This is a genomic window from Pseudomonas sp. PAMC 29040 (assembly GCF_003994535.1).
In the GTDB taxonomy this organism is placed as follows: Bacteria; Pseudomonadota; Gammaproteobacteria; order Pseudomonadales; family Pseudomonadaceae; genus Aquipseudomonas; species Aquipseudomonas paraversuta.
This window is the reverse complement of record NZ_RZAA01000015.1, coordinates 21,263-39,129: the sequence shown is the minus strand read 5'-3', so window position 1 is coordinate 39,129 and position 17,867 is coordinate 21,263. Positions and strand designations below refer to the sequence as shown.

Annotated in this window: 13 protein-coding genes and 3 pseudogenes; 8 read left to right on the top strand and 8 right to left on the bottom strand. The window is 56.0% G+C overall.

From position 1 onward, the window contains the following. Positions 1 to 36: 36 nt before the first annotated feature. The gene (locus WG29040_RS22480) at positions 37 to 4,893 is read left to right on the top strand and encodes an NAD-glutamate dehydrogenase (RefSeq protein ID WP_003444722.1); all 4,857 of its coding nucleotides are present in this window, start codon (positions 37 to 39) and stop codon (positions 4,891 to 4,893) included. A gap of 72 nt (positions 4,894 to 4,965) precedes the next feature. Here the strand turns inward: WG29040_RS22480 and WG29040_RS22475 are convergent, their stop codons facing one another. Then, a complete protein-coding gene (locus tag WG29040_RS22475; protein WP_003444719.1) occupies positions 4,966 to 5,229 on the bottom strand; it encodes a DUF4404 family protein in 264 nt (87 codons plus the stop codon). A 313-nt stretch (positions 5,230 to 5,542) separates the two neighbouring features. Here WG29040_RS22475 and WG29040_RS22470 point away from each other — a divergent pair, with 313 nt between their 5' ends. The 3 genes from WG29040_RS22470 to rssC all read left to right on the top strand — a co-directional run bounded on the left by WG29040_RS22470 (position 5,543) and on the right by rssC (position 8,238). Then, a complete protein-coding gene (locus WG29040_RS22470; protein WP_003444717.1) occupies positions 5,543 to 6,232 on the top strand; it encodes a VacJ family lipoprotein in 690 nt (229 codons plus the stop codon). A 342-nt stretch (positions 6,233 to 6,574) separates the two neighbouring features. Then, a complete protein-coding gene (gene rssB / locus WG29040_RS22465; protein ID WP_003444715.1) occupies positions 6,575 to 7,759 on the top strand; it encodes a two-component system response regulator RssB in 1,185 nt (394 codons plus the stop codon). After that, positions 7,756 to 8,238: an anti-sigma factor antagonist RssC gene (rssC, locus tag WG29040_RS22460; protein ID WP_010657349.1), complete on the top strand. Its 483-nt coding sequence runs from the start codon at positions 7,756 to 7,758 to the stop codon at positions 8,236 to 8,238. The genes rssB and rssC overlap by 4 nt, the downstream gene beginning before the upstream one ends. Positions 8,239 to 8,305: 67 nt before the next feature. Here the strand turns inward: rssC and dusA are convergent, their stop codons facing one another. Further along, entirely contained in the window at positions 8,306 to 9,316 is a 1,011-nt protein-coding gene (gene dusA, locus WG29040_RS22455) for a tRNA dihydrouridine(20/20a) synthase DusA (RefSeq protein ID WP_127196901.1), read from the bottom strand. Between the two features lie 81 nt (positions 9,317 to 9,397). On the opposite strand from dusA, the pseudogene WG29040_RS22450 reads away from it, so the two are divergent. Beyond that, positions 9,398 to 9,613: pseudogene (locus tag WG29040_RS22450) on the top strand (integrase); the annotation flags it as partial. Positions 9,614 to 10,072: 459 nt separating this feature from the next. On the opposite strand, the gene WG29040_RS22440 reads toward WG29040_RS22450, so the two are convergent. Both WG29040_RS22440 and WG29040_RS22435 read right to left on the bottom strand, forming a co-directional pair. Beyond that, positions 10,073 to 10,327, bottom strand: a complete 255-nt coding sequence (locus WG29040_RS22440) for a hypothetical protein (protein ID WP_003444708.1) — start codon at positions 10,325 to 10,327, stop codon at positions 10,073 to 10,075. 552 nt (positions 10,328 to 10,879) lie between these two features. Continuing rightward, a complete protein-coding gene (locus WG29040_RS22435) occupies positions 10,880 to 11,386 on the bottom strand; it encodes a GNAT family N-acetyltransferase (RefSeq protein ID WP_256681567.1) in 507 nt (168 codons plus the stop codon). A gap of 214 nt (positions 11,387 to 11,600) precedes the next feature. On the opposite strand from WG29040_RS22435, the pseudogene WG29040_RS22430 reads away from it, so the two are divergent. Then, positions 11,601 to 11,762, top strand: a pseudogene (locus WG29040_RS22430) (site-specific integrase); the annotation flags it as partial. A 200-nt stretch (positions 11,763 to 11,962) separates the two neighbouring features. Further along, on the top strand, positions 11,963 to 12,379 hold the full coding sequence (locus tag WG29040_RS22425) for an Ivy family c-type lysozyme inhibitor (protein WP_003444702.1): 417 nt from the start codon (positions 11,963 to 11,965) through the stop codon (positions 12,377 to 12,379). A 281-nt stretch (positions 12,380 to 12,660) separates the two neighbouring features. On the opposite strand, the gene WG29040_RS22420 is transcribed toward WG29040_RS22425, so the two are convergent. From WG29040_RS22420 to mhpT, 4 genes and pseudogenes are all read right to left on the bottom strand, one after another. Beyond that, a complete protein-coding gene (locus WG29040_RS22420) occupies positions 12,661 to 13,356 on the bottom strand; it encodes a hypothetical protein (RefSeq protein WP_127196898.1) in 696 nt (231 codons plus the stop codon). A gap of 652 nt (positions 13,357 to 14,008) precedes the next feature. Further along, positions 14,009 to 14,470, bottom strand: a complete 462-nt coding sequence (locus WG29040_RS22415; RefSeq protein WP_003444700.1) for a hypothetical protein — start codon at positions 14,468 to 14,470, stop codon at positions 14,009 to 14,011. Positions 14,471 to 14,580: 110 nt separating this feature from the next. Continuing rightward, positions 14,581 to 14,857 (bottom strand): annotated as a pseudogene (locus WG29040_RS22410) (integrase core domain-containing protein); the annotation flags it as partial. 82 nt (positions 14,858 to 14,939) lie between these two features. Further along, complete coding sequence (mhpT, locus tag WG29040_RS22405; RefSeq protein WP_127196897.1) at positions 14,940 to 16,157, bottom strand: 3-(3-hydroxy-phenyl)propionate transporter MhpT; 1,218 nt, start codon at positions 16,155 to 16,157, stop codon at positions 14,940 to 14,942. 329 nt (positions 16,158 to 16,486) lie between these two features. Between mhpT and WG29040_RS22400 the strand changes: the two genes are divergently transcribed. Then, positions 16,487 to 17,809: an OprD family porin gene (locus WG29040_RS22400; protein ID WP_165439693.1), complete on the top strand. Its 1,323-nt coding sequence runs from the start codon at positions 16,487 to 16,489 to the stop codon at positions 17,807 to 17,809. The last annotated feature ends 58 nt before the right edge of the window (positions 17,810 to 17,867 follow it).

The following is a 17,867-nucleotide window of genomic DNA, read 5'->3' as shown; positions in this document are numbered from 1 at the left end:
CTTCTCTCAATAACAAGCCCAAGCGGAGTACCACAGATGGCGTTCTTCACCGCAGCCAGCAAAGCCGACTTCCAGCATCAACTGCAAGCAGCTCTGGCCCAGCACATCAGTGAACAGGCATTGCCACAAGTAGCCCTGTTTGCCGAGCAATTCTTCGGCATCATTTCCCTGGACGAACTCACGCAACGTCGAATGTCCGACCTGGCCGGCTGTACGCTGTCAGCCTGGCGTCTGCTGGAACGCTTCGATCCGGCGCAGCCGCAAGTGCGGGTCTATAACCCTGATTACGAGCGCCATGGCTGGCAGTCGACCCACACCGCCGTAGAAGTACTGCATCACGATTTGCCGTTTCTGGTGGATTCGGTACGTACCGAGCTGAACCGCCGCGGTTACAGCATCCACACCCTGCAGACCACGGTGTTGAGTGTTCGCCGCGGCAGCAAAGGCGAGTTGCTGGAAATTCTGCCCAAGGGCACCAGTGGCGAAGGCGTCTCGCAAGAGTCGCTGATGTACCTGGAAATCGATCGCTGCTCCAATGCCGCTGAATTGAATGTGCTGAGCAAGGAACTGGAACAGGTTCTGGGTGAAGTGCGCGTCGCCGTGGCTGATTTCGAGCCAATGAAAGACAAGGTCCAGGAGTTGCTGGCAGGTATCGACAGCTGCCAGTACGTCGTCGATGCCGATGAGAAAGCCGAAATCAAGAGCTTCCTGGAGTGGCTGGTGGGCAACCACTTCACTTTCCTGGGCTATGAAGAGTTTGTGGTACGTGACGAGGCGGATGGCGGTCATATCGAATATGACCCGCAGTCGTTCCTCGGTCTGACCAAGCTGCTGCGGGCCGGCCTGACTGCCGAAGACCTGCGCATCGAAGATTACGCCGTCAGCTACCTGCGCGAGCCGACCCTGCTGTCGTTTGCCAAGGCTGCGCACCCAAGTCGCGTACATCGCCCGGCTTACCCTGACTATGTCTCGATTCGTCAAATCGATGCCGACGGCAAGGTGATCAAGGAATGCCGCTTCATGGGCCTGTATACCTCGTCGGTATACGGCGAGAGCGTGCGGGTGATTCCTTATATCCGGCGCAAGGTTGCCGAGATCGAACGCCGTTCCGGCTTCCAGCCCAAGGCTCACCTGGGCAAGGAACTGGCTCAGGTGGTGGAAGTCCTGCCCCGTGACGATCTGTTCCAGACCCCGGTCGACGAGTTGTTCACCACGGTGATGTCGATTGTACAAATCCAGGAGCGCAACAAGATTCGCGTGTTCCTGCGCAAAGACCCGTATGGCCGTTTCTGCTACTGCCTGGCCTATGTGCCACGGGACGTGTACTCCACCGAAGTGCGGCAGAAAATCCAGCAAGTGCTGATGGAGCGTCTGCAAGCTTCGGACTGCGAGTTCTGGACCTTCTTCTCCGAGTCGGTACTGGCCCGCGTGCAACTGATCCTGCGGGTCGATCCCAAAAACCGGATCGATATCGACCCGCTGATGCTGGAAAAAGAAGTGGTCCAGGCTTGCCGCAGCTGGCAGGACGATTACGCAAGCCTGGTGGTTGAAAGCTTCGGCGAAGCCAATGGCACCAAGGTGCTGTCGGACTTCCCGAAAGGCTTCCCGGCCGGCTACCGCGAGCGCTTTGCCGCGCACTCGGCCGTGGTCGACATGCAGCACCTGATGAGCCTGAGCGAGAAAAACCCGCTGGTGATGAGCTTCTACCAGCCGTTGGGTCAAAGCGCCGGCCAGGAACTGCATTGCAAGCTGTATCACGCAGATACGCCACTGGCGTTGTCTGATGTGTTGCCGATCCTGGAGAACCTGGGCTTGCGCGTACTGGGCGAGTTCCCGTACCGCCTGCGGCATGCCAATGGCCGTGAGTTCTGGATCCATGATTTTGCCTTCACCGCGGGCGAAGGCCTGAATCTGGATATCCAGCAACTCAACGACACCCTGCAGGATGCATTCGTGCATATCGTCAAGGGTGACGCCGAGAACGATGCCTTCAACCGCCTGGTACTGACCGCCGGTTTGCCGTGGCGTGATGTGGCATTGCTGCGTGCTTACGCCCGCTACCTGAAGCAGATTCGCCTGGGCTTCGACCTTGGCTATATCGCCAGCACCCTGAACAACCATACCGACATCGCCCGCGAGTTGACCCGGTTGTTCAAAACCCGCTTCTATCTGGCGCGCAAGCTGACCGCAGAAGATCTGGATGACAAGCAGCTGCGTCTGGAGCAAGCGATCCTGACTGCTCTGGATGACGTTCAGGTACTCAACGAAGACCGCATCCTGCGTCGCTATCTGGATCTGATCAAAGCAACCCTGCGGACCAACTTCTACCAGCCGGATGCCAATGGCCAGAACCGTTCGTACTTCAGCTTCAAGTTCAATCCGCACCTGATTCCCGAGCTGCCAAAGCCGGTGCCGAAGTTTGAAATCTTCGTCTACTCGCCACGGGTTGAAGGGGTTCACCTGCGTTTCGGCAACGTTGCTCGCGGTGGCTTGCGCTGGTCCGACCGTGAAGAAGACTTCCGTACCGAAGTACTGGGCCTGGTAAAGGCTCAACAGGTGAAGAACTCGGTCATTGTGCCGGTGGGCGCCAAGGGCGGTTTCGTGCCACGTCGTCTGCCACTGGGCGGCGGACGCGACGAAATCCAGGCCGAGGCGATTGCCTGCTACCGGATCTTCATTTCCGGTCTGCTGGACATCACTGACAACCTCAAGGACGGCGCGTTGGTACCGCCATTGAACGTGGTCCGTCACGATGACGATGACCCGTACCTGGTGGTAGCAGCCGACAAAGGGACCGCGACCTTCTCCGACATTGCCAACGGCATTGCCATTGATTACGGGTTCTGGCTGGGTGATGCGTTTGCTTCGGGCGGTTCGGCCGGTTATGACCATAAAAAAATGGGCATTACCGCCAAAGGCGCCTGGGTGGGCGTGCAGCGCCACTTTAAAGAGCGTGGCATCAACGTTCAGCAAGACAGCATCAGCGTGGTTGGCGTCGGTGACATGGCCGGCGACGTGTTCGGCAACGGCCTGTTGATGTCCGACAAGCTGCAACTGGTCGCGGCATTCAACCACCTGCACATTTTCATCGATCCGAACCCGGAGCCGGCCAATAGCTTCGTCGAGCGTCAGCGCCTGTTTGACCTGCCGCGTTCGGCCTGGTCGGATTACGACACCAGCATCATGTCGGCAGGCGGCGGGATCTTCTCGCGCAGTGCGAAAAGCATCGCCATCTCCCCTGAGATGAAAGAGCGTTTCGCAATTACCGCCGACAAGCTGACCCCGACCGAACTGCTGAATGCCTTGCTCAAGGCGCCGGTAGATCTGTTGTGGAACGGCGGTATCGGTACCTATGTCAAAGCCAGCAGCGAAAGCCATGCCGATGTAGGCGACAAGGCCAACGACGCGTTGCGGGTAAACGGCAACGAGTTGCGCTGCAAGGTTGTGGGCGAGGGCGGCAACCTGGGCATGACCCAGTTGGGCCGTGTCGAATTCAACCTCAATGGCGGCGGTTCCAATACCGACTTCATCGACAACGCCGGTGGCGTGGACTGCTCTGACCACGAAGTGAATATCAAGATCCTGCTCAACGAAGTGGTGCAGGCTGGCGATATGACCGAGAAGCAGCGTAATCAGCTGCTGGGCAGCATGACTGATGAAGTCGGCGGCCTGGTGTTGGGCAACAACTACAAGCAGACCCAGGCCATTTCTTTGGCGGCGCGCCGTGCATACGAGCGCATTGCTGAATACAAGCGTCTGATGAGCGATCTGGAAGCCCGTGGCAAGCTGGACCGTGCCATTGAGTTCCTGCCGTCCGAAGAGCAACTCAACGAGCGCGTAGCGGCGGGCCATGGCCTGACCCGTGCCGAGCTGTCGGTGTTGATCTCGTACAGCAAGATCGACCTCAAGGAAGCCTTGCTCAACTCCCAGGTACCGGATGACGACTACCTGACCCGTGACATGGAAACCGCGTTCCCGCCGATGCTGGTCAGCAAGTTTGCCGCTGCCATGCGTCGTCACCGCCTCAAGCGTGAAATCGTCAGCACCCAGATCGCCAACGATCTGGTCAATCACATGGGCATTACCTTTGTCGAGCGGCTGAAAGAGTCGACCGGCATGAGTGCTGCCAATGTGGCGGGTGCTTATGTGATCGTGCGCGACATCTTCCATCTCCCGCACTGGTTCCGTCAGATCGAAGCTCTGGATTACCAGGTTCCGGCCGAAATCCAGCTGGCGCTGATGGACGAGTTGATGCGTCTGGGTCGTCGTGCCACCCGCTGGTTCCTGCGCAGTCGTCGCAACGAACTGGATGCGGCACGTGACGTGGCGCATTTCGGCCCGCATTTGGCGGCGTTGGGGCTCAAGCTCGACGAACTGCTGGAAGGTGCAACCCGCGAGGGCTGGCAGACCCGCTACCAGGCTTACGTCGCAGCCGGTGTACCGGAGTTGCTGGCGCGGATGGTGGCTGGTACTACGCACCTGTACACCTTGCTGCCGATCATCGAGGCTTCGGATGTGACCGGCCAGAATGCTGCGGATGTGGCCAAGGCGTACTTCGCCGTCGGCAGTGCGCTGGATCTGACCTGGTACCTGCAGCAAATCAGCAACCTGCCGGTAGAGAACAACTGGCAGGCGCTGGCCCGTGAAGCGTTCCGTGATGATATCGACTGGCAGCAGCGTGCAATTACCGTCTCGGTACTGCAAATGGCTGATGCCCCGACTGAAATCGAAGCGCGTCTGGCATTGTGGCTTGAGCAGAACAACTCGATGGTTGAGCGCTGGCGCTCGATGCTGGTGGATCTGCGTGCCGCCACCGGCAATGACTACGCAATGTATGCGGTAGCCAACCGTGAGCTGCTCGACCTGGCGTTGAGTGGTCAATCAGGGCTCTGACAGCCTGAGCAATAAAAAAAGCCCCGACTCGATTGAGTCGGGGCTTTTTTGTGTCCGGGGTGTTACGGGAAATCAGATCCCGATATTACCCAGGGTTTGTACGATATTGCGCAAGGTGCCAGCCAGGGTAGGGTGCTCGACCTCAAAGCGTTCTACCGCCAGATTAACGTTGTCGACCAGGCTGGTGTCCTGAGTTGCGTTTTCGACTTTGATCTGGGCATCGATCTGTTCGGCGAGTTTGTTGAGGTCGTCCCGCTCGTCAAGGGAAAGTGGCGGGTTTTTATCAAGTTGCTCGCGCAGGGAGTCGAGTTGTTTTTGCAGATCGCCGGCAGGCATAGCATTCATCCTTTATTGATAGGCTCTGTATAGACCTTCGCCGTGAACAAAAGGTCTGTAAGCGGGCCTCTAGATTAATCCACTCGGGCCAAGCATGCATGATCTCTATCAAAATCCCTATAGCGGCTTTTGCCGGCAGAGAGGGGCGAGATGCGGGAATTTATAACAAATGTAATTATTTTCGGAACGACTGCTGCATGGGCCAGTCTGTTGCAGGTGTTTCTTTGGGCGCCGAAAATCCAATTACCGTTATACTCTGCGCCTGACCCAGGGCGTAGCGCCCAAGTATTATGTATTTTTTAGGAGCTTTGCTATGCGCTGGACCGATCGTCTTGCTCAAATATGTGTCTGTGCCGGTGTTGCGATGGTCCCATTCACCGCCAACGCCGCCACCGAAGATGACCCGTGGGAAGGAGTTAACCGGGTCATTTTCAAATTCAACGAAAAGCTCGATACCTATGCCTTGAAGCCCCTTGCCCAGGGCTACCAGTTCATCACTCCGCAATTTCTGGAGGATGGCATCCATAACATGTATCGAAATATTGGCGACGTGCGCAACCTGGCCAACGATGTATTGCAAGCCAAGCCCCAGGCTGCGGGTGTAGACACGGCCCGTCTGTTGATGAATACCACCCTCGGTGTGGCCGGTTTCTTCGATGTCGGCACCAAAATGGGCCTGCAGCGCAACGCTGAAGACTTCGGGCAAACCCTGGGGTACTGGGGTGTACCTAGTGGTCCTTACGTGATGTTGCCGGTACTGGGTCCGAGCACCGTGCGTGACGCAGTCGCCATTTATCCGGACACCTTCGCCGAACCGTACCGTTACATGAATGATATCCCGGCCCGTAACATGGCAATCGGCATGGATGTTATTGATACCCGCGCCAGCTTGCTGTCTGCTGAAAAGCTCATTACGGGTGACAGGTACGTCTTTATCCGCAATGCGTATCTGCAGAACCGCGAGTTCAAGATCAAAGACGGGCAGGTTGAAGACGACTTTTGATTCTTGCGCTGTTGCTGCAAAAAACGGCCCTGAGGGCCGTTTTTTGCATTGTCGGGGTGGGGTGAAGGTTACTTTTGGCGGGGCTCGAACCTTGGTTTTAGTTGCCGTTCACGAGGTTCTTATAACCCGCAGGAATTTAACTTGACGAAGACCTGCGGCCACCATCGGCCTGAGCTTGAAACCCCCCGCGGATGGGAGTACCGTCTGCGCCTTACACGGGCACCTTTGTAGGATCGAGCAATACCATCGATTTGAATCAGGGATGTTCATAAGCCAATTCAGTCGTTGAGCCCGACCCGTTCGAGCTCCTACGCCAACCCAATTCTGGCGCCATTTGCCCACATGCAAAAAACCAGTGCCACGCTGCTGATCATTGATGACGACGAAGTAGTACGCGCCAGTTTGGCAGCCTACTTGGAAGACAGCGGCTTCAGCGTCCTCCAGGCCAGCAATGGCATGCAGGGTCTTCAGGTGTTCGAGCAAGAGCAGCCAGACTTAGTGATCTGTGACTTGCGCATGCCCCAAATGAGTGGCCTGGAGCTGATCCGGCAGGTAGCGCAGCGCTCGTCGCAAACCCCGGTGATCGTGATTTCCGGTGCGGGCGTGATGAGCGATGTGGTCGAGGCGCTGCGCTTGGGTGCTGCCGACTACCTGATCAAGCCGCTTGAAGATCTGGCCGTTCTGGAGCACTCAGTACATCGGGCGCTGGATCGCGCGCGGCTGCTGGTGGAAAACCAGCGCTACCGCGACAAGCTGGAGTCTGCCAACCGCGAGCTCGAAGCCAGTCTGCATCTTTTGCAGGAAGACCAGAATGCCGGGCGCCAGGTGCAGATGAACATGCTGCCCATCAGCCCCTGGTCCATTGATGATTTCAACTTTGCTCATCAAATTATTCCTTCCCTGTATTTGTCCGGCGATTTCGTGGATTACTTCAGGGTCGATGAGCGACGGGTAGCCTTCTATCTGGCTGACGTTTCCGGTCACGGTGCGTCATCCGCGTTTGTAACCGTGCTGCTCAAGTTCATGACCACGCGCTTGCTGTTCGAGTCCAAACGCAACGGGACTCTGCCCGAGTTCAAGCCTTCAGAAGTGCTTGGGCACATCAACCGCGGCCTGATCAACTGCAAGCTGGGCAAACACGTGACCATGGTCGGCGGAGTCATTGATGAAGAAACCGGCGTGCTGACTTACAGCATTGGCGGCCACCTGCCATTGCCGGTGCTTTACACGCCTGACAGCGTGGGCTACCTGGAAGGGCGAGGGCTGCCGGTTGGCCTGTTTAACGAAGCGACCTATGAAGATCATGTTCTGAAGTTGCCGGAAGCTTTCAGTCTTACACTGATGTCGGACGGAATTTTGGACCTTTTGACCGAGCAGACGCTCAAAGAGAAAGAGGCAGCTTTGCCACAACTGGTAAAAGCAGCTGGCGGCAGCCTGGATGGCCTGCGCCAAGAGTTTGGATTAGCTACGCTCGGGGAGATGCCGGATGATATCGCCTTGTTGGTGTTAAGCAGGAATCTTAAATGAGTACCGGTAGAATTCAGTTCGCCGAACAGGACGGTACATTTGTCCTGAAATTTGTGGGTGAAGTGCGCCTGACACTGTGTTCGGCACTGGATGCGACAATCGAGAGGATTTTCACGGCGCTGAATTTCAACGCCATCGTCATTGACCTCACCGAAACCCGCAGCATCGACAGCACCACCCTGGGTTTGCTGGCGAAACTGTCGATTTTGTCACGCCAGAAAATCGGCCTGTTGCCGACAGTTGTCACCACCCACGAAGACATCACGCGACTTCTGCAGTCGATGGGCTTCGATCAGGTGTTCAACATCATCGGCAAGCCAATTCCGTGCCCTGAGTGCCTGACAGACCTGCCATCCCAGGACCAGTCTGAAGAAGTGGTCCGGGTCAAAGTGCTTGAAGCCCACAAAATTCTGATGGGGCTCAACGACTCCAACCGTGAAGCGTTCCATGATCTGGTGAATGCACTCGAGCGTCACTGACCCTTGAGCGGCAACCGATAAAAAAGGGCCGTCCTGTACAGGACGGCCCTTTTTAATTGCCTGCGATTCAGCGGCCTTCCAGCAGCTCTGCGGCTTGATCCAGCAAGGCCAGTGGGTCCTTGGCCTTGTGGATGTCCACAGACAGCAACTGACGGAAGCGCCGCGCACCGGGAAAGCCCTGGCCCAGCCCCAGGATATGCCGGGTGATATGGTGCATTGCCCCGCCCGCAGCAATGTGCGCCGCGATATAAGGGCGCAACAGCGCCAGGGCCCGGGCCCGTGAAATCACCGGTTCGGTACTGCCAAAAAGCTGCTGATCGACTTCAGCCAGAATGTACGGGTTGTGATAAGCCTCACGCCCGAGCATCACCCCGTCAAACACCTGCAAATGCTCCTGGCATTGTTCAAGCGTCTTGATCCCGCCGTTGAGAATAATCTCCAGCTCAGGGAAATCAGCTTTCAGCTGCGCGGCAACGTCATAACGCAAAGGTGGAATATCGCGATTTTCTTTCGGCGACAGCCCTTCAAGAATCGCAATACGCGCATGCACGGTAAAACTGGTACAACCCGCATCCCGAACGGTGCCAACAAAGTCACACAGCTGCTCGTAACTATCGCGTCCGTTAATACCAATGCGGTGCTTGACCGTGACCGGAATGGAAACGCTGTCACGCATGGCCTTCACACAATCGGCAACCAGCGCCGGATGAGCCATCAGGCATGCGCCAATCATATTGTTCTGCACCCGGTCGCTCGGGCAGCCGACATTCAGATTCACCTCGTCATACCCGGCGGCCTGGGCCATGCGCGCGCAGCCTGCCAGATCGGCGGGAACACTGCCGCCCAACTGCAGAGCCAGCGGATGCTCAGCCTCGTCGTGACGTAAAAAGCGCTCGGCATCACCGTTAAGCAGTGCGCCAGTGGTCACCATCTCGGTGTAGAGCAGGGTGTTTTTCGATAGCAGGCGCAGGAAGAAACGGCAATGACGATCGGTCCAGTCCATCATAGGGGCCACGCTAAAGCGTCTGGACACCGCAGAGCCTGTGTTTACGTGGGGTGTAGCTGAATTCTGTACCATTTTGCTCTACGTGTTTTAGGCGTGTTTTAGGTGGTGAGTGGTACGAAGTACCAACCCGATTTCGAATTGTACCAGTTGACCATGGCCACTATCAGAGCAGGCAAACTCACCGACGGCAGCATTAGTAACACGGCACCGATACGCCTGATTCGTGACGGGGCGCAAGTCTACCAAGAGAGCCAGACCTTCGCCCGAAAACAGGCCGCCCAGGCATGGGTTTGCAAGCGTGAAGCCGAGCTGGGTCAACCCGGCGCGATCGAGCGGGCAAACCGTGTAGGCGCCATGGTTAAGGAAATGGCACTGGCCCGACGAAAAGCCCGGCTCGCTGGTGTTCAGCGTGGGCGGTGAGGTTGGCCCATGAGCCACGTCCTTTCCGAGCACGACCGCATGATCGCGGGCATGGTCAAGGAGTGCTATGTAGTCGCCCTGGACCTGACTGCCCGGCCGCCGATGTGCCGGGCTTGTTTGGCGATGCCGGGCTCGCCCCGGATAACCGCGATCACGTCGAGCGCTGGCTCACGGTTACAGCATTGTGCTGCCGACTGGCCTGGTGGATATCAAGGTCGGCGGCGACCGTTACGGATAGCGCTGTGGCGGTGACGTCCGGGGCGATCGCGCTCGATGATGTGACCATTTACGGCGAAGTGCTGATCAACCGCGGGCTGCGCCTCACGGGGGATATCAACGGTGGCGGAGCAATTTCGACATCAGTGGCAACACGGCTAACCACAAGCATTGAGGGAGTACGAGTCAGTTTTATGAATCAACTGTGTTCGCATGATAGTCCTTGGCAAATCTAACAGCAGTGGTAATAGCTGCCCGGGCTTGGGGACTGTTCTTCCAGCAAGTCGATCCAACTGCTGCTGATGCCTGAGCCAGGATGTCGTCGACACTCGCCTTGCTGAGTAAATTAAGCGAGTCAATGCCCATCTGCTCTAGGCGAGCGATAACGGTCGGTCCAACGCCTTTTAGGGCCAGCAAAGCATTATGTTCCGTCTGTGGAAATGGCATCCGTAAACTCCTGTTATCGGGTAATGAGGACTCCGGAGTGTGCCCGACAGGAAAGGGCAGCTCAATAGATGGGCAGCATTACTACAGCGATAGCTTTCAACTCAACTAACCCGCCAGGCGCGGGTATTTTTTTGCCTGGAGAAAACAATGGCTAGCCAATCAACCTCGCCCGACTAAAAATGTAAAGTCTGAGCTGGCGTCATTTTTCGAGTGCTGTTTTTTTCACTGCTATCGTAGCTATTAAAGAAATCGATGCTGATTGTGAGAGGTTGGAAGTTGTTTTTGGTTGTAGTCTTGCTCGATTAGCCTGCAGAAAATCGTATATTAATTATCCTTTTTCGATACAAGTTTCCCGGTGAATGAAGTCGTAGCTAGGCACGCCTGGTGCTTATGCTTTAGGTGATGTGGGGTTGTGATACTGCATCTGTAAGGCTGCATCCCCGTGCAGTGAATTGCCTCGTACCATCCATCACTGACAAGGCTGAGGATTTCGCGTGATTGGCAGCAGCCTACCCGAAGTGGCAGCTGGTCCACCCGAGGCATTAATGAGCCTCATTTTAGGTTTTTCTGCATCAGTGCATTCTGAAGTGTTACGCCCCGACGGATCGGAAATCCTCGGCGCACGACATGAAAACCGTACAATTCAAAGAACCTTTCAGCGGTCTTGCTGACATCTGAAGTCAGTTCGTCAATGCCAAGTAACCTGGCTTCTTCATGGATACGGTTCATGAGTAAAGTGCCTATTCCTTGCCGAGGATGAGTACCCGACACAAAAAAATGGTCGATGTAACCGTTCGGTTGAATATCGGCATAGCCCACAATTTTCCCGTCTACCTCAGCCACGAATGGGCGGAGATTTCGAAGATGCTCCGCCCATAGCGTCTGATCAAGATCAGCAGGAGCCCAGGCCTCGACTTGATCGCGAGTGTAATCGCGTGACGCGACTTCATGAATGGCAGAGTAAAAGACGTCGAACAACGCAATCTCATCCCCGATTCTGAACCGTCGAATCTCCATGGTTTTCTCACAAAGCGTCCGCAAAAAAGAAGAGTCTGTCATACCTGATAAAAATCAGGAATGAACGACCTCGAGTTCCATAAGTACAACTGGGTGCCTATTTTTGGTCGTTCGCTGCCGCTTATGTAAACGGTCTTTCTTTCGCGAATGGTCGTTCAAGGATGGGATGGTGGTACAAAATTTATACAGGGATTAGATTGGAGCCAGATAATGTTTACAGATGCTCTGAGTTTTAAAACCTTCGCGCAGCAAAATCATGGGCACTGTCACCGTTCGCAAGCGCAAGGATGGATCGACGAGTTACACCGCGCAGATCCGCATCATGCAAAAGGATGTGACAGTTTATCAGGAAAGCCAGACGTTCGACCGCAACGCGACCGCGCAGGCCTGGATCAAAGGTGTCGAAACTGAAATGTCAGTTTGGCTGGACGAGGTAAACATTTTGCTGCCGGGTTATGAACACGCAGCACGGATTATTCCTCGGCCGTGATCAACCTCTCTGATCTAGAATGTTTGCTGCGGCGGATTATCGAAACTTCTCAGGCGAGGCTGAGTCCGACGTATTGAGTTCCGCATCGCGTGATGCGCTCACCAAGTTGCTTACAGGGAGTTATTGAAATGAAAAAAACACGCCTCTCAATCCTGACTGGATCTTGCATGATGTTGATCGCGGCTGGAGCTTCAGCGGAGCAGTATCTGCCCGAGTTAGCCAGCAAGAGTCCGTACAAAAAAGCCTATGCCGAGATGCTTAGCTTTCCGAGCTGGGTCAGCAAAGCTCAGGGCGTCGCGTCGCCGGTTGAGAAGGTTTCGGCTGAAGGAAAAAGCTTCACCGTGGGGCATATGTGCAAGCCACACGACTGTGCAGACAATCAGCTCAGTGTTGTTTTTAGTGCCGATGGAACAAAGTCCTGGGGACTTCTCGCTACGCGTTCAGAGGATGGGAAGGCCTTTAACAAACAGCTGCTGGGCAACCCTGACAGCGTGATCGAGGGTCTTCTGAACAAATCCTTCTCTGATAACAATCCAGAAGACTAACCCGTGGAGCAAGATTTGGCGGTGTTGTAATACTGGCATGAGCTTCTAGGCGGCTTAATTGGCGACATCTTTACTGACTTGGCCATGACCGGTCCTTTCTTTAATTCTGCTGGCCGGCAGGGTTTGTCGTTTGCATTGCTGGACGCGGGCTATGCGGCGCATGTAGTGCTGCCTTAGCTCGCTTTGGGTAGTGGATGCTGTGGACGGCGATGATCCGTTCGAAGGCCTCTGGCGCCGATTGCGAGCTTGCCGCAGCACTGCCGGCGCAAAGCCCAACACCATTAATCCCTAGGCGCCGGCAAGCTTTCCATGAGCGCCTTTACGCTCTGGATTATTAGGCTACCTAGTTGTCTGGTGTTGAATGGGTTACCGTTTGAATTTACAAGCGAGATGTTCAGATTTATCGCCATCTCTCTGAGGGCCGGTTTTGTCGGTTGTATCGGTTGGCCTTCCCGGAATACAGCAATGGTTCCGGTCTCAAGCTCTCGTACGACGTACCCGCAGTAGCTCACCTGGTTGACTGTCACCAGCTCGCTCTGAGGTTTCGATCGTTTCAAAAGCCGGCTCAACGGGATGGAGCGTTTTCCCTGGGTCTCTGGGCCCATCATTACCAGCGCATCCTCAGTAGACGCATCGAGCAGCGTTTCAACCTCCATGTCATCGGTATTGATTCGCAGAATAATCACCCTGTCTACCTCGGAAAGTGACCGCGGATTGAAGGATATGTGACCTGCGTGATCCATCTTTGCAGTCGTCTTAACGGACACTTTTTCGCCCAGTGCGCTGACCACGTCATAACCTTTCTGGTTAACGGATACAGCCATTTGGCCATTGGTTATCAGCGCCGCATACAACTCCCCGATGCGCCCGCAAAGATGTCTAAGCTCGGTCGGTGGTACTCCCCACTGACGCTCCCGCTCAAACCAGGCCATAGCTTCGCCCAGTGACTGAATAATCTGCATTTGGGTCAGGGCCATCACAAACTCCATGGTGAATGAATAATCGGCCTGGGGGCTATCTGATCAATTTGTGCTTACGCGCTAACGGTCTGCAGCGTTTCGTCGATTTGGATATTGGAAACTGGAAAGTATGTAGCAGCCGTATCGGCTAAACACCTTGATCCCGACCCGTAGGCCCGGCCCGCGCTATTCTTTGGTTGCTTTTGGTTGTGGATGAGTCATCTCAAGTAGCATCTGGTCGTGCTCCGCGCGTGTTGCCCTGTAGAACATGCACCGGTCTAGCAGGATTGTTTTCATGCTCCTGGCTGATGCAAGGTGCCTGGGCTCGACCGAGACCGTCACAGTCCTGTCACTCCGATTATCGGTGACTTCCAGGTGATAGCGCCCAATCAAGCCGTCGTCTCGTTTGGTGTGGCCAAGGCATTTGAAGGTGAGGGTGGGGTCTGGCATATCGCTCTCCTTGTGTTATCCACGCCCATATTGGTACGACCCCGGTGCTTGAGCTTGCAGGTAATGGATCGGGCAATTGTTTAGCGAGACTTTGAATCCCATGGGGTAACTAACCCGTCTTCGACAGTGATACGCAAAACGTAGCGGTTTATACCGTTGCGCTGGTATTACCCAATGTCCCCATTATTGGTTTTGAGCGACTTATGGTTTTTGGTCACTTCTATCCGCGCTTCAGAGAAATCATCGCATCCACGAAACGCTCAGCTTTCTTCTGCGTATCTACAAGTGAGCTGTTCATGACGTTCCCGCCAGTACTCCGGGTTTGCACAACCCATCGACCGCGTTTCGAGTAGAGGGCCACGCTGCCGATTGAGTTGTAGTAAATACGAGTCTGAACGGCTTTTGACGATGTTCTTGAATTGCCTGCGGCTATCGCTCCGCCACCCAGAGGGACTGCGCTGGCAAAGCCGCTGGTGGTCGAGAGTATGCCGCTGCCATAACCAATGTACTCATCAGTAAACACGACCTGCTCCGGCCTGGTCTTGAGAGGTTGCTCCATAAGTACCTGCTCAATTACCGAACGCGCCTGTTCCGGGCTGATCCTGGACGGAGTGTACTCAACGATTTTTGACACGCACCCTGTAAGAAGAAGTACTAGTGCAGCTATTGCGAAGGTTCTCATCACAGGCTCCGTTATTGTTGGCGGGGCATTCTGCCATGACAGCGTTGCTGATGCTAAAGACCCGCCAAATATTTAAGGGAGCGACATGGGGATTTTGACAGGTGCAGTGGTCAACTAACTCCGGGCACGACTTTAGTTTTTCTCGGCCTCCGCGGGCGTTAGCCCGCCATTGAATTGATGAGGCCGTATCCAGTTGTAGCGATGCATCAAGTAATGGCTGATGCCCCGTTGAGCCTGCTGAGCCGACATATGACCTACTGGGGGTATCCATCCGGTTTTCAAGCTACGAAATACAGGCTCCACCGGCAAGTTGTCTTAGCAATTGCCCCTGCGACTCATGCTCTGGCTGATGCGGCACCGCCAAAGGTGCTGGCAAAAGTGGCGACTTGCTCAAGAGCGCGGTAGCTTTTTTAGTATCGATTTTTAGCGTTTGAAAGCAGGCCCCCGGAAGGGCTGCTTTCGATCAGCTTCAGCAGGCTGCCTTCACCTGTGCTTTATCGCTCAATCGGGAGCGGGCGATCACAGTGAGGATCGACAGGGCAGCGATCACCAGCCCGGGTGAGGTTGCCAGTAGCACGCCACTGGTGCCGGCTCCGGCGGCAAGGATCTGCCCGGCGGCCAGGGGGCCCGCCACTGAGCCCAGGCGACCGATTGCCACTGCCGCGCCGACGCCGGTGGCGCGCACTGCGGTCGGGTAGGACTGTGGCGCCAGGGCGTAGAGCACCAGTTGAGCAGCCATGACAAACAGCCCGGCGGCAAACCCGGCAATCGACATGGGTACGATACCGATCGACAGGCCGACCCCGGCCAGCGCCACCAGTAACCCGGCATACACGAACAGCACCACTTTGAATTTGTTGCAACGATCCAGCAGCAGGCCACCGAGCAGCGAACCGAGGGCGCCGCCAATGTTGAACAGCATCTGCACCATGCCCGCCTGAGATTTGCTGAAGCCCTGTTCCAGCAGTAATGACGGCAGCCAGTTGAGCAGCATGTACATCACAGTCAGGGTGAAGAAGTAGCTCAGCCACAAGGCCAGGGTGTTGCGTGCGCGGCCTTCACCGAACAGTGCCTGGGTAGTGGATGGTCGCAGGTTGTCCGTTGCTGAGTGTTGTTTGCGGAAGGCAGTGGATTCGGGCAGCAGCAGGGCCATCAGCGGCACGACCAACAAGGGCGCCAGGCCGCCGATGATAAAGGTGGTTTGCCAGTGCTCACTGGAGAACATTGCCACCGCCGCCGCAAGTGCCCCGCCCAAAGGCACGCCGCAGTACATGAAGCTGATGGCGGTGCCGCGATTGCGTTCACTCACGGCCTCGGCGCACAGGGCGATCAGGTTAGGCAGGGCGGCGCCCAGGCCCAGGCCGGTCATGAAGCGCACCAGCAACAGGCTGGAGTAGCTCTCCACATAGGCTGTGCACAGGGAAAACAGGCCAAACAGCAGCACGGCAGTGATGAGGATTTTCTTGCGCCCGATGCGATCGGCGATCCAGCCGCCAAAAAATGCCCCGGGCAACAGGCCGAGGATCCCGGCGCTGAACACCCACCCCAGCATTTTCGGGTCCAGGGCAAAACTCTGACGCAGCCCGGCGGCAGCAGTGCCGGCGGCTTGCAGATCGAAACCTTCGATCAGCGCAACGATAAAGCACAAAGCGATTGTCAGCGTCGAATGACGTGATGGAGTGTCCATGGGTGAACCTCATTGTTGTTTTTATTGTGGAGTCGAGCCGTTCCGTCGTGGTGGGCACGCTGAAGAGGGCGGCTGCGATTAAGATAACAAATATAACTAAAAAATGAAGCTGGCCCTTGGTAACGCAAGAAATCAAAAATAAACCCTATAAAACAATAACTAAGCGTCTGGTTTCATATGTGTCATAGAAATAGATAATAATATTAATGTTCGATTATCGGTCACTGGTGATTGACGATTGCCTTCGACTGTTTCCATTCTCTGTCCGCGAATCCGGTTGTACTGCGCGCACCGGTAGCTAAAACAACAATAAAAAATGGACATCGAACATGCCAAAAATCCCTACGAACGCCGTTGCGGCGGCGTCAGCCGCCTGTGTGTCCAGCATCTACCCAAGGTTATTGCTGATGCTGCTAGGCTTGAGCGTTGTGCCCACCCAGCTTCGGGCCGAGGGCTTTATTGACGACGCCCATGGCATCTTGACCCTGCGCAATTACTACCTGGACCGTGAATACCAGGATGGCGGGGCCAAGACCGCTGCCAAGGAGTGGGCCCAGGGTTTCATCATGAACATGGAATCGGGGTTTACCGAGGGCCCGCTGGGTTTTGGACTGGACGTCCGGGGGTTATTGGGCGTCAAGCTCGATTCCGCGCCGGATCGCAGCGGCACCGAACTGTTGCCGGTGTCGGCCGGCGACAAGCGTGCGGCGGATGATTACTCGCGCCTGGCACCGACTGCCAAATTGCGATTTGCCAAAACCACACTGAAATCCGGGGATGTGTCGATTTTCCTGCCGTTCGCCTTTGCCAGCCCCTCGCGACTGCTACCCCAAACCTTTCGCGGCAGCACCATCAGTTCCAGAGACATCGACGGCCTGACCCTGAACACTGGCTACATCGATCGCATCAACAAGCGCGATTCCACGGACTATCAGGCCATGACCATCGCCTCGCCGAACGGGCGTTTCAACGGCGCCGCCACCACTTCACACATGGCCTACCTGGGAGGCGATTACCAGGTCAACCAGGATCTCAGTCTGCGCGCTTACCATGCCGAGGTGGCCGACCTGTACCAACAGGACACCCTGGCGCTGCTGCATAACCTGCCGCTGGGTGACGGTGTGCTCACCAGCGACCTGCGCAGTTTTTTCAGCCGCGAAGCTGGCAGTGCCAAGGCCGGCGCAGTGGACAACCGCAACCTCTCGGCACTGTTCAGCTACCGTTTCGGCGGGCACCGCCTGGGCCTGGGTTACATGCATTCCAGTGGAGACACGGCAACCCCTTATATCAGCGGCACAGAGTTGATGGGCATGAGCGAACTGACCATGAGTTCAGACTTTCTCAGTGCCAAGGAGCGCACCTGGCAAGCCATCTATGACTATGACTTCGTGGCGTCCGGGGTGCCCGGTCTGAAGGGGCGGTTGCGTTATGTGCGCGGCGACAATATCGAGCTGGCAGCCTTCAACGCTGAAGACCGCAAAGAGCGTGAGTTCCAGATGGAGCTGGGCTATGTGGTGCAGAGCGGCCCGCTGAAAGACGTCGGGCTGTTGGCGCGCAAGTCGATCTACCGCAATGACTTCCCGGGCGGCGCGGCATTTCGCGATGAAAACCAGACCCGGTTTCTGGTGGTCTATACCTTGCAGATCTGGTAACCCCGAGTCCCTCAGCATTTTCCGCCGGCCGCCCATTTGCGGCGTGCCGGCGTCTGTG

Coding starts and splice junctions, on each gene's coding strand:
- WG29040_RS22480 (WP_003444722.1), top strand. CDS start 37: ATGGCGTTCTTCACCGCAGCCAGCAAAGCCGACTTCCAGCATCAACTG.
- WG29040_RS22475 (WP_003444719.1), bottom strand. CDS start 5,229: ATGCCTGCCGGCGATCTGCAAAAACAACTCGACTCCCTGCGCGAGCAA.
- WG29040_RS22470 (WP_003444717.1), top strand. CDS start 5,543: ATGCGCTGGACCGATCGTCTTGCTCAAATATGTGTCTGTGCCGGTGTT.
- rssB (WP_003444715.1), top strand. CDS start 6,575: ATGCAAAAAACCAGTGCCACGCTGCTGATCATTGATGACGACGAAGTA.
- rssC (WP_010657349.1), top strand. CDS start 7,756: ATGAGTACCGGTAGAATTCAGTTCGCCGAACAGGACGGTACATTTGTC.
- dusA (WP_127196901.1), bottom strand. CDS start 9,316: ATGGTACAGAATTCAGCTACACCCCACGTAAACACAGGCTCTGCGGTG.
- WG29040_RS22440 (WP_003444708.1), bottom strand. CDS start 10,327: ATGCCATTTCCACAGACGGAACATAATGCTTTGCTGGCCCTAAAAGGC.
- WG29040_RS22435 (WP_256681567.1), bottom strand. CDS start 11,386: ATGACAGACTCTTCTTTTTTGCGGACGCTTTGTGAGAAAACCATGGAG.
- WG29040_RS22425 (WP_003444702.1), top strand. CDS start 11,963: ATGAAAAAAACACGCCTCTCAATCCTGACTGGATCTTGCATGATGTTG.
- WG29040_RS22420 (WP_127196898.1), bottom strand. CDS start 13,356: ATGGCCCTGACCCAAATGCAGATTATTCAGTCACTGGGCGAAGCTATG.
- WG29040_RS22415 (WP_003444700.1), bottom strand. CDS start 14,470: ATGAGAACCTTCGCAATAGCTGCACTAGTACTTCTTCTTACAGGGTGC.
- mhpT (WP_127196897.1), bottom strand. CDS start 16,157: ATGGACACTCCATCACGTCATTCGACGCTGACAATCGCTTTGTGCTTT.
- WG29040_RS22400 (WP_165439693.1), top strand. CDS start 16,487: ATGCCAAAAATCCCTACGAACGCCGTTGCGGCGGCGTCAGCCGCCTGT.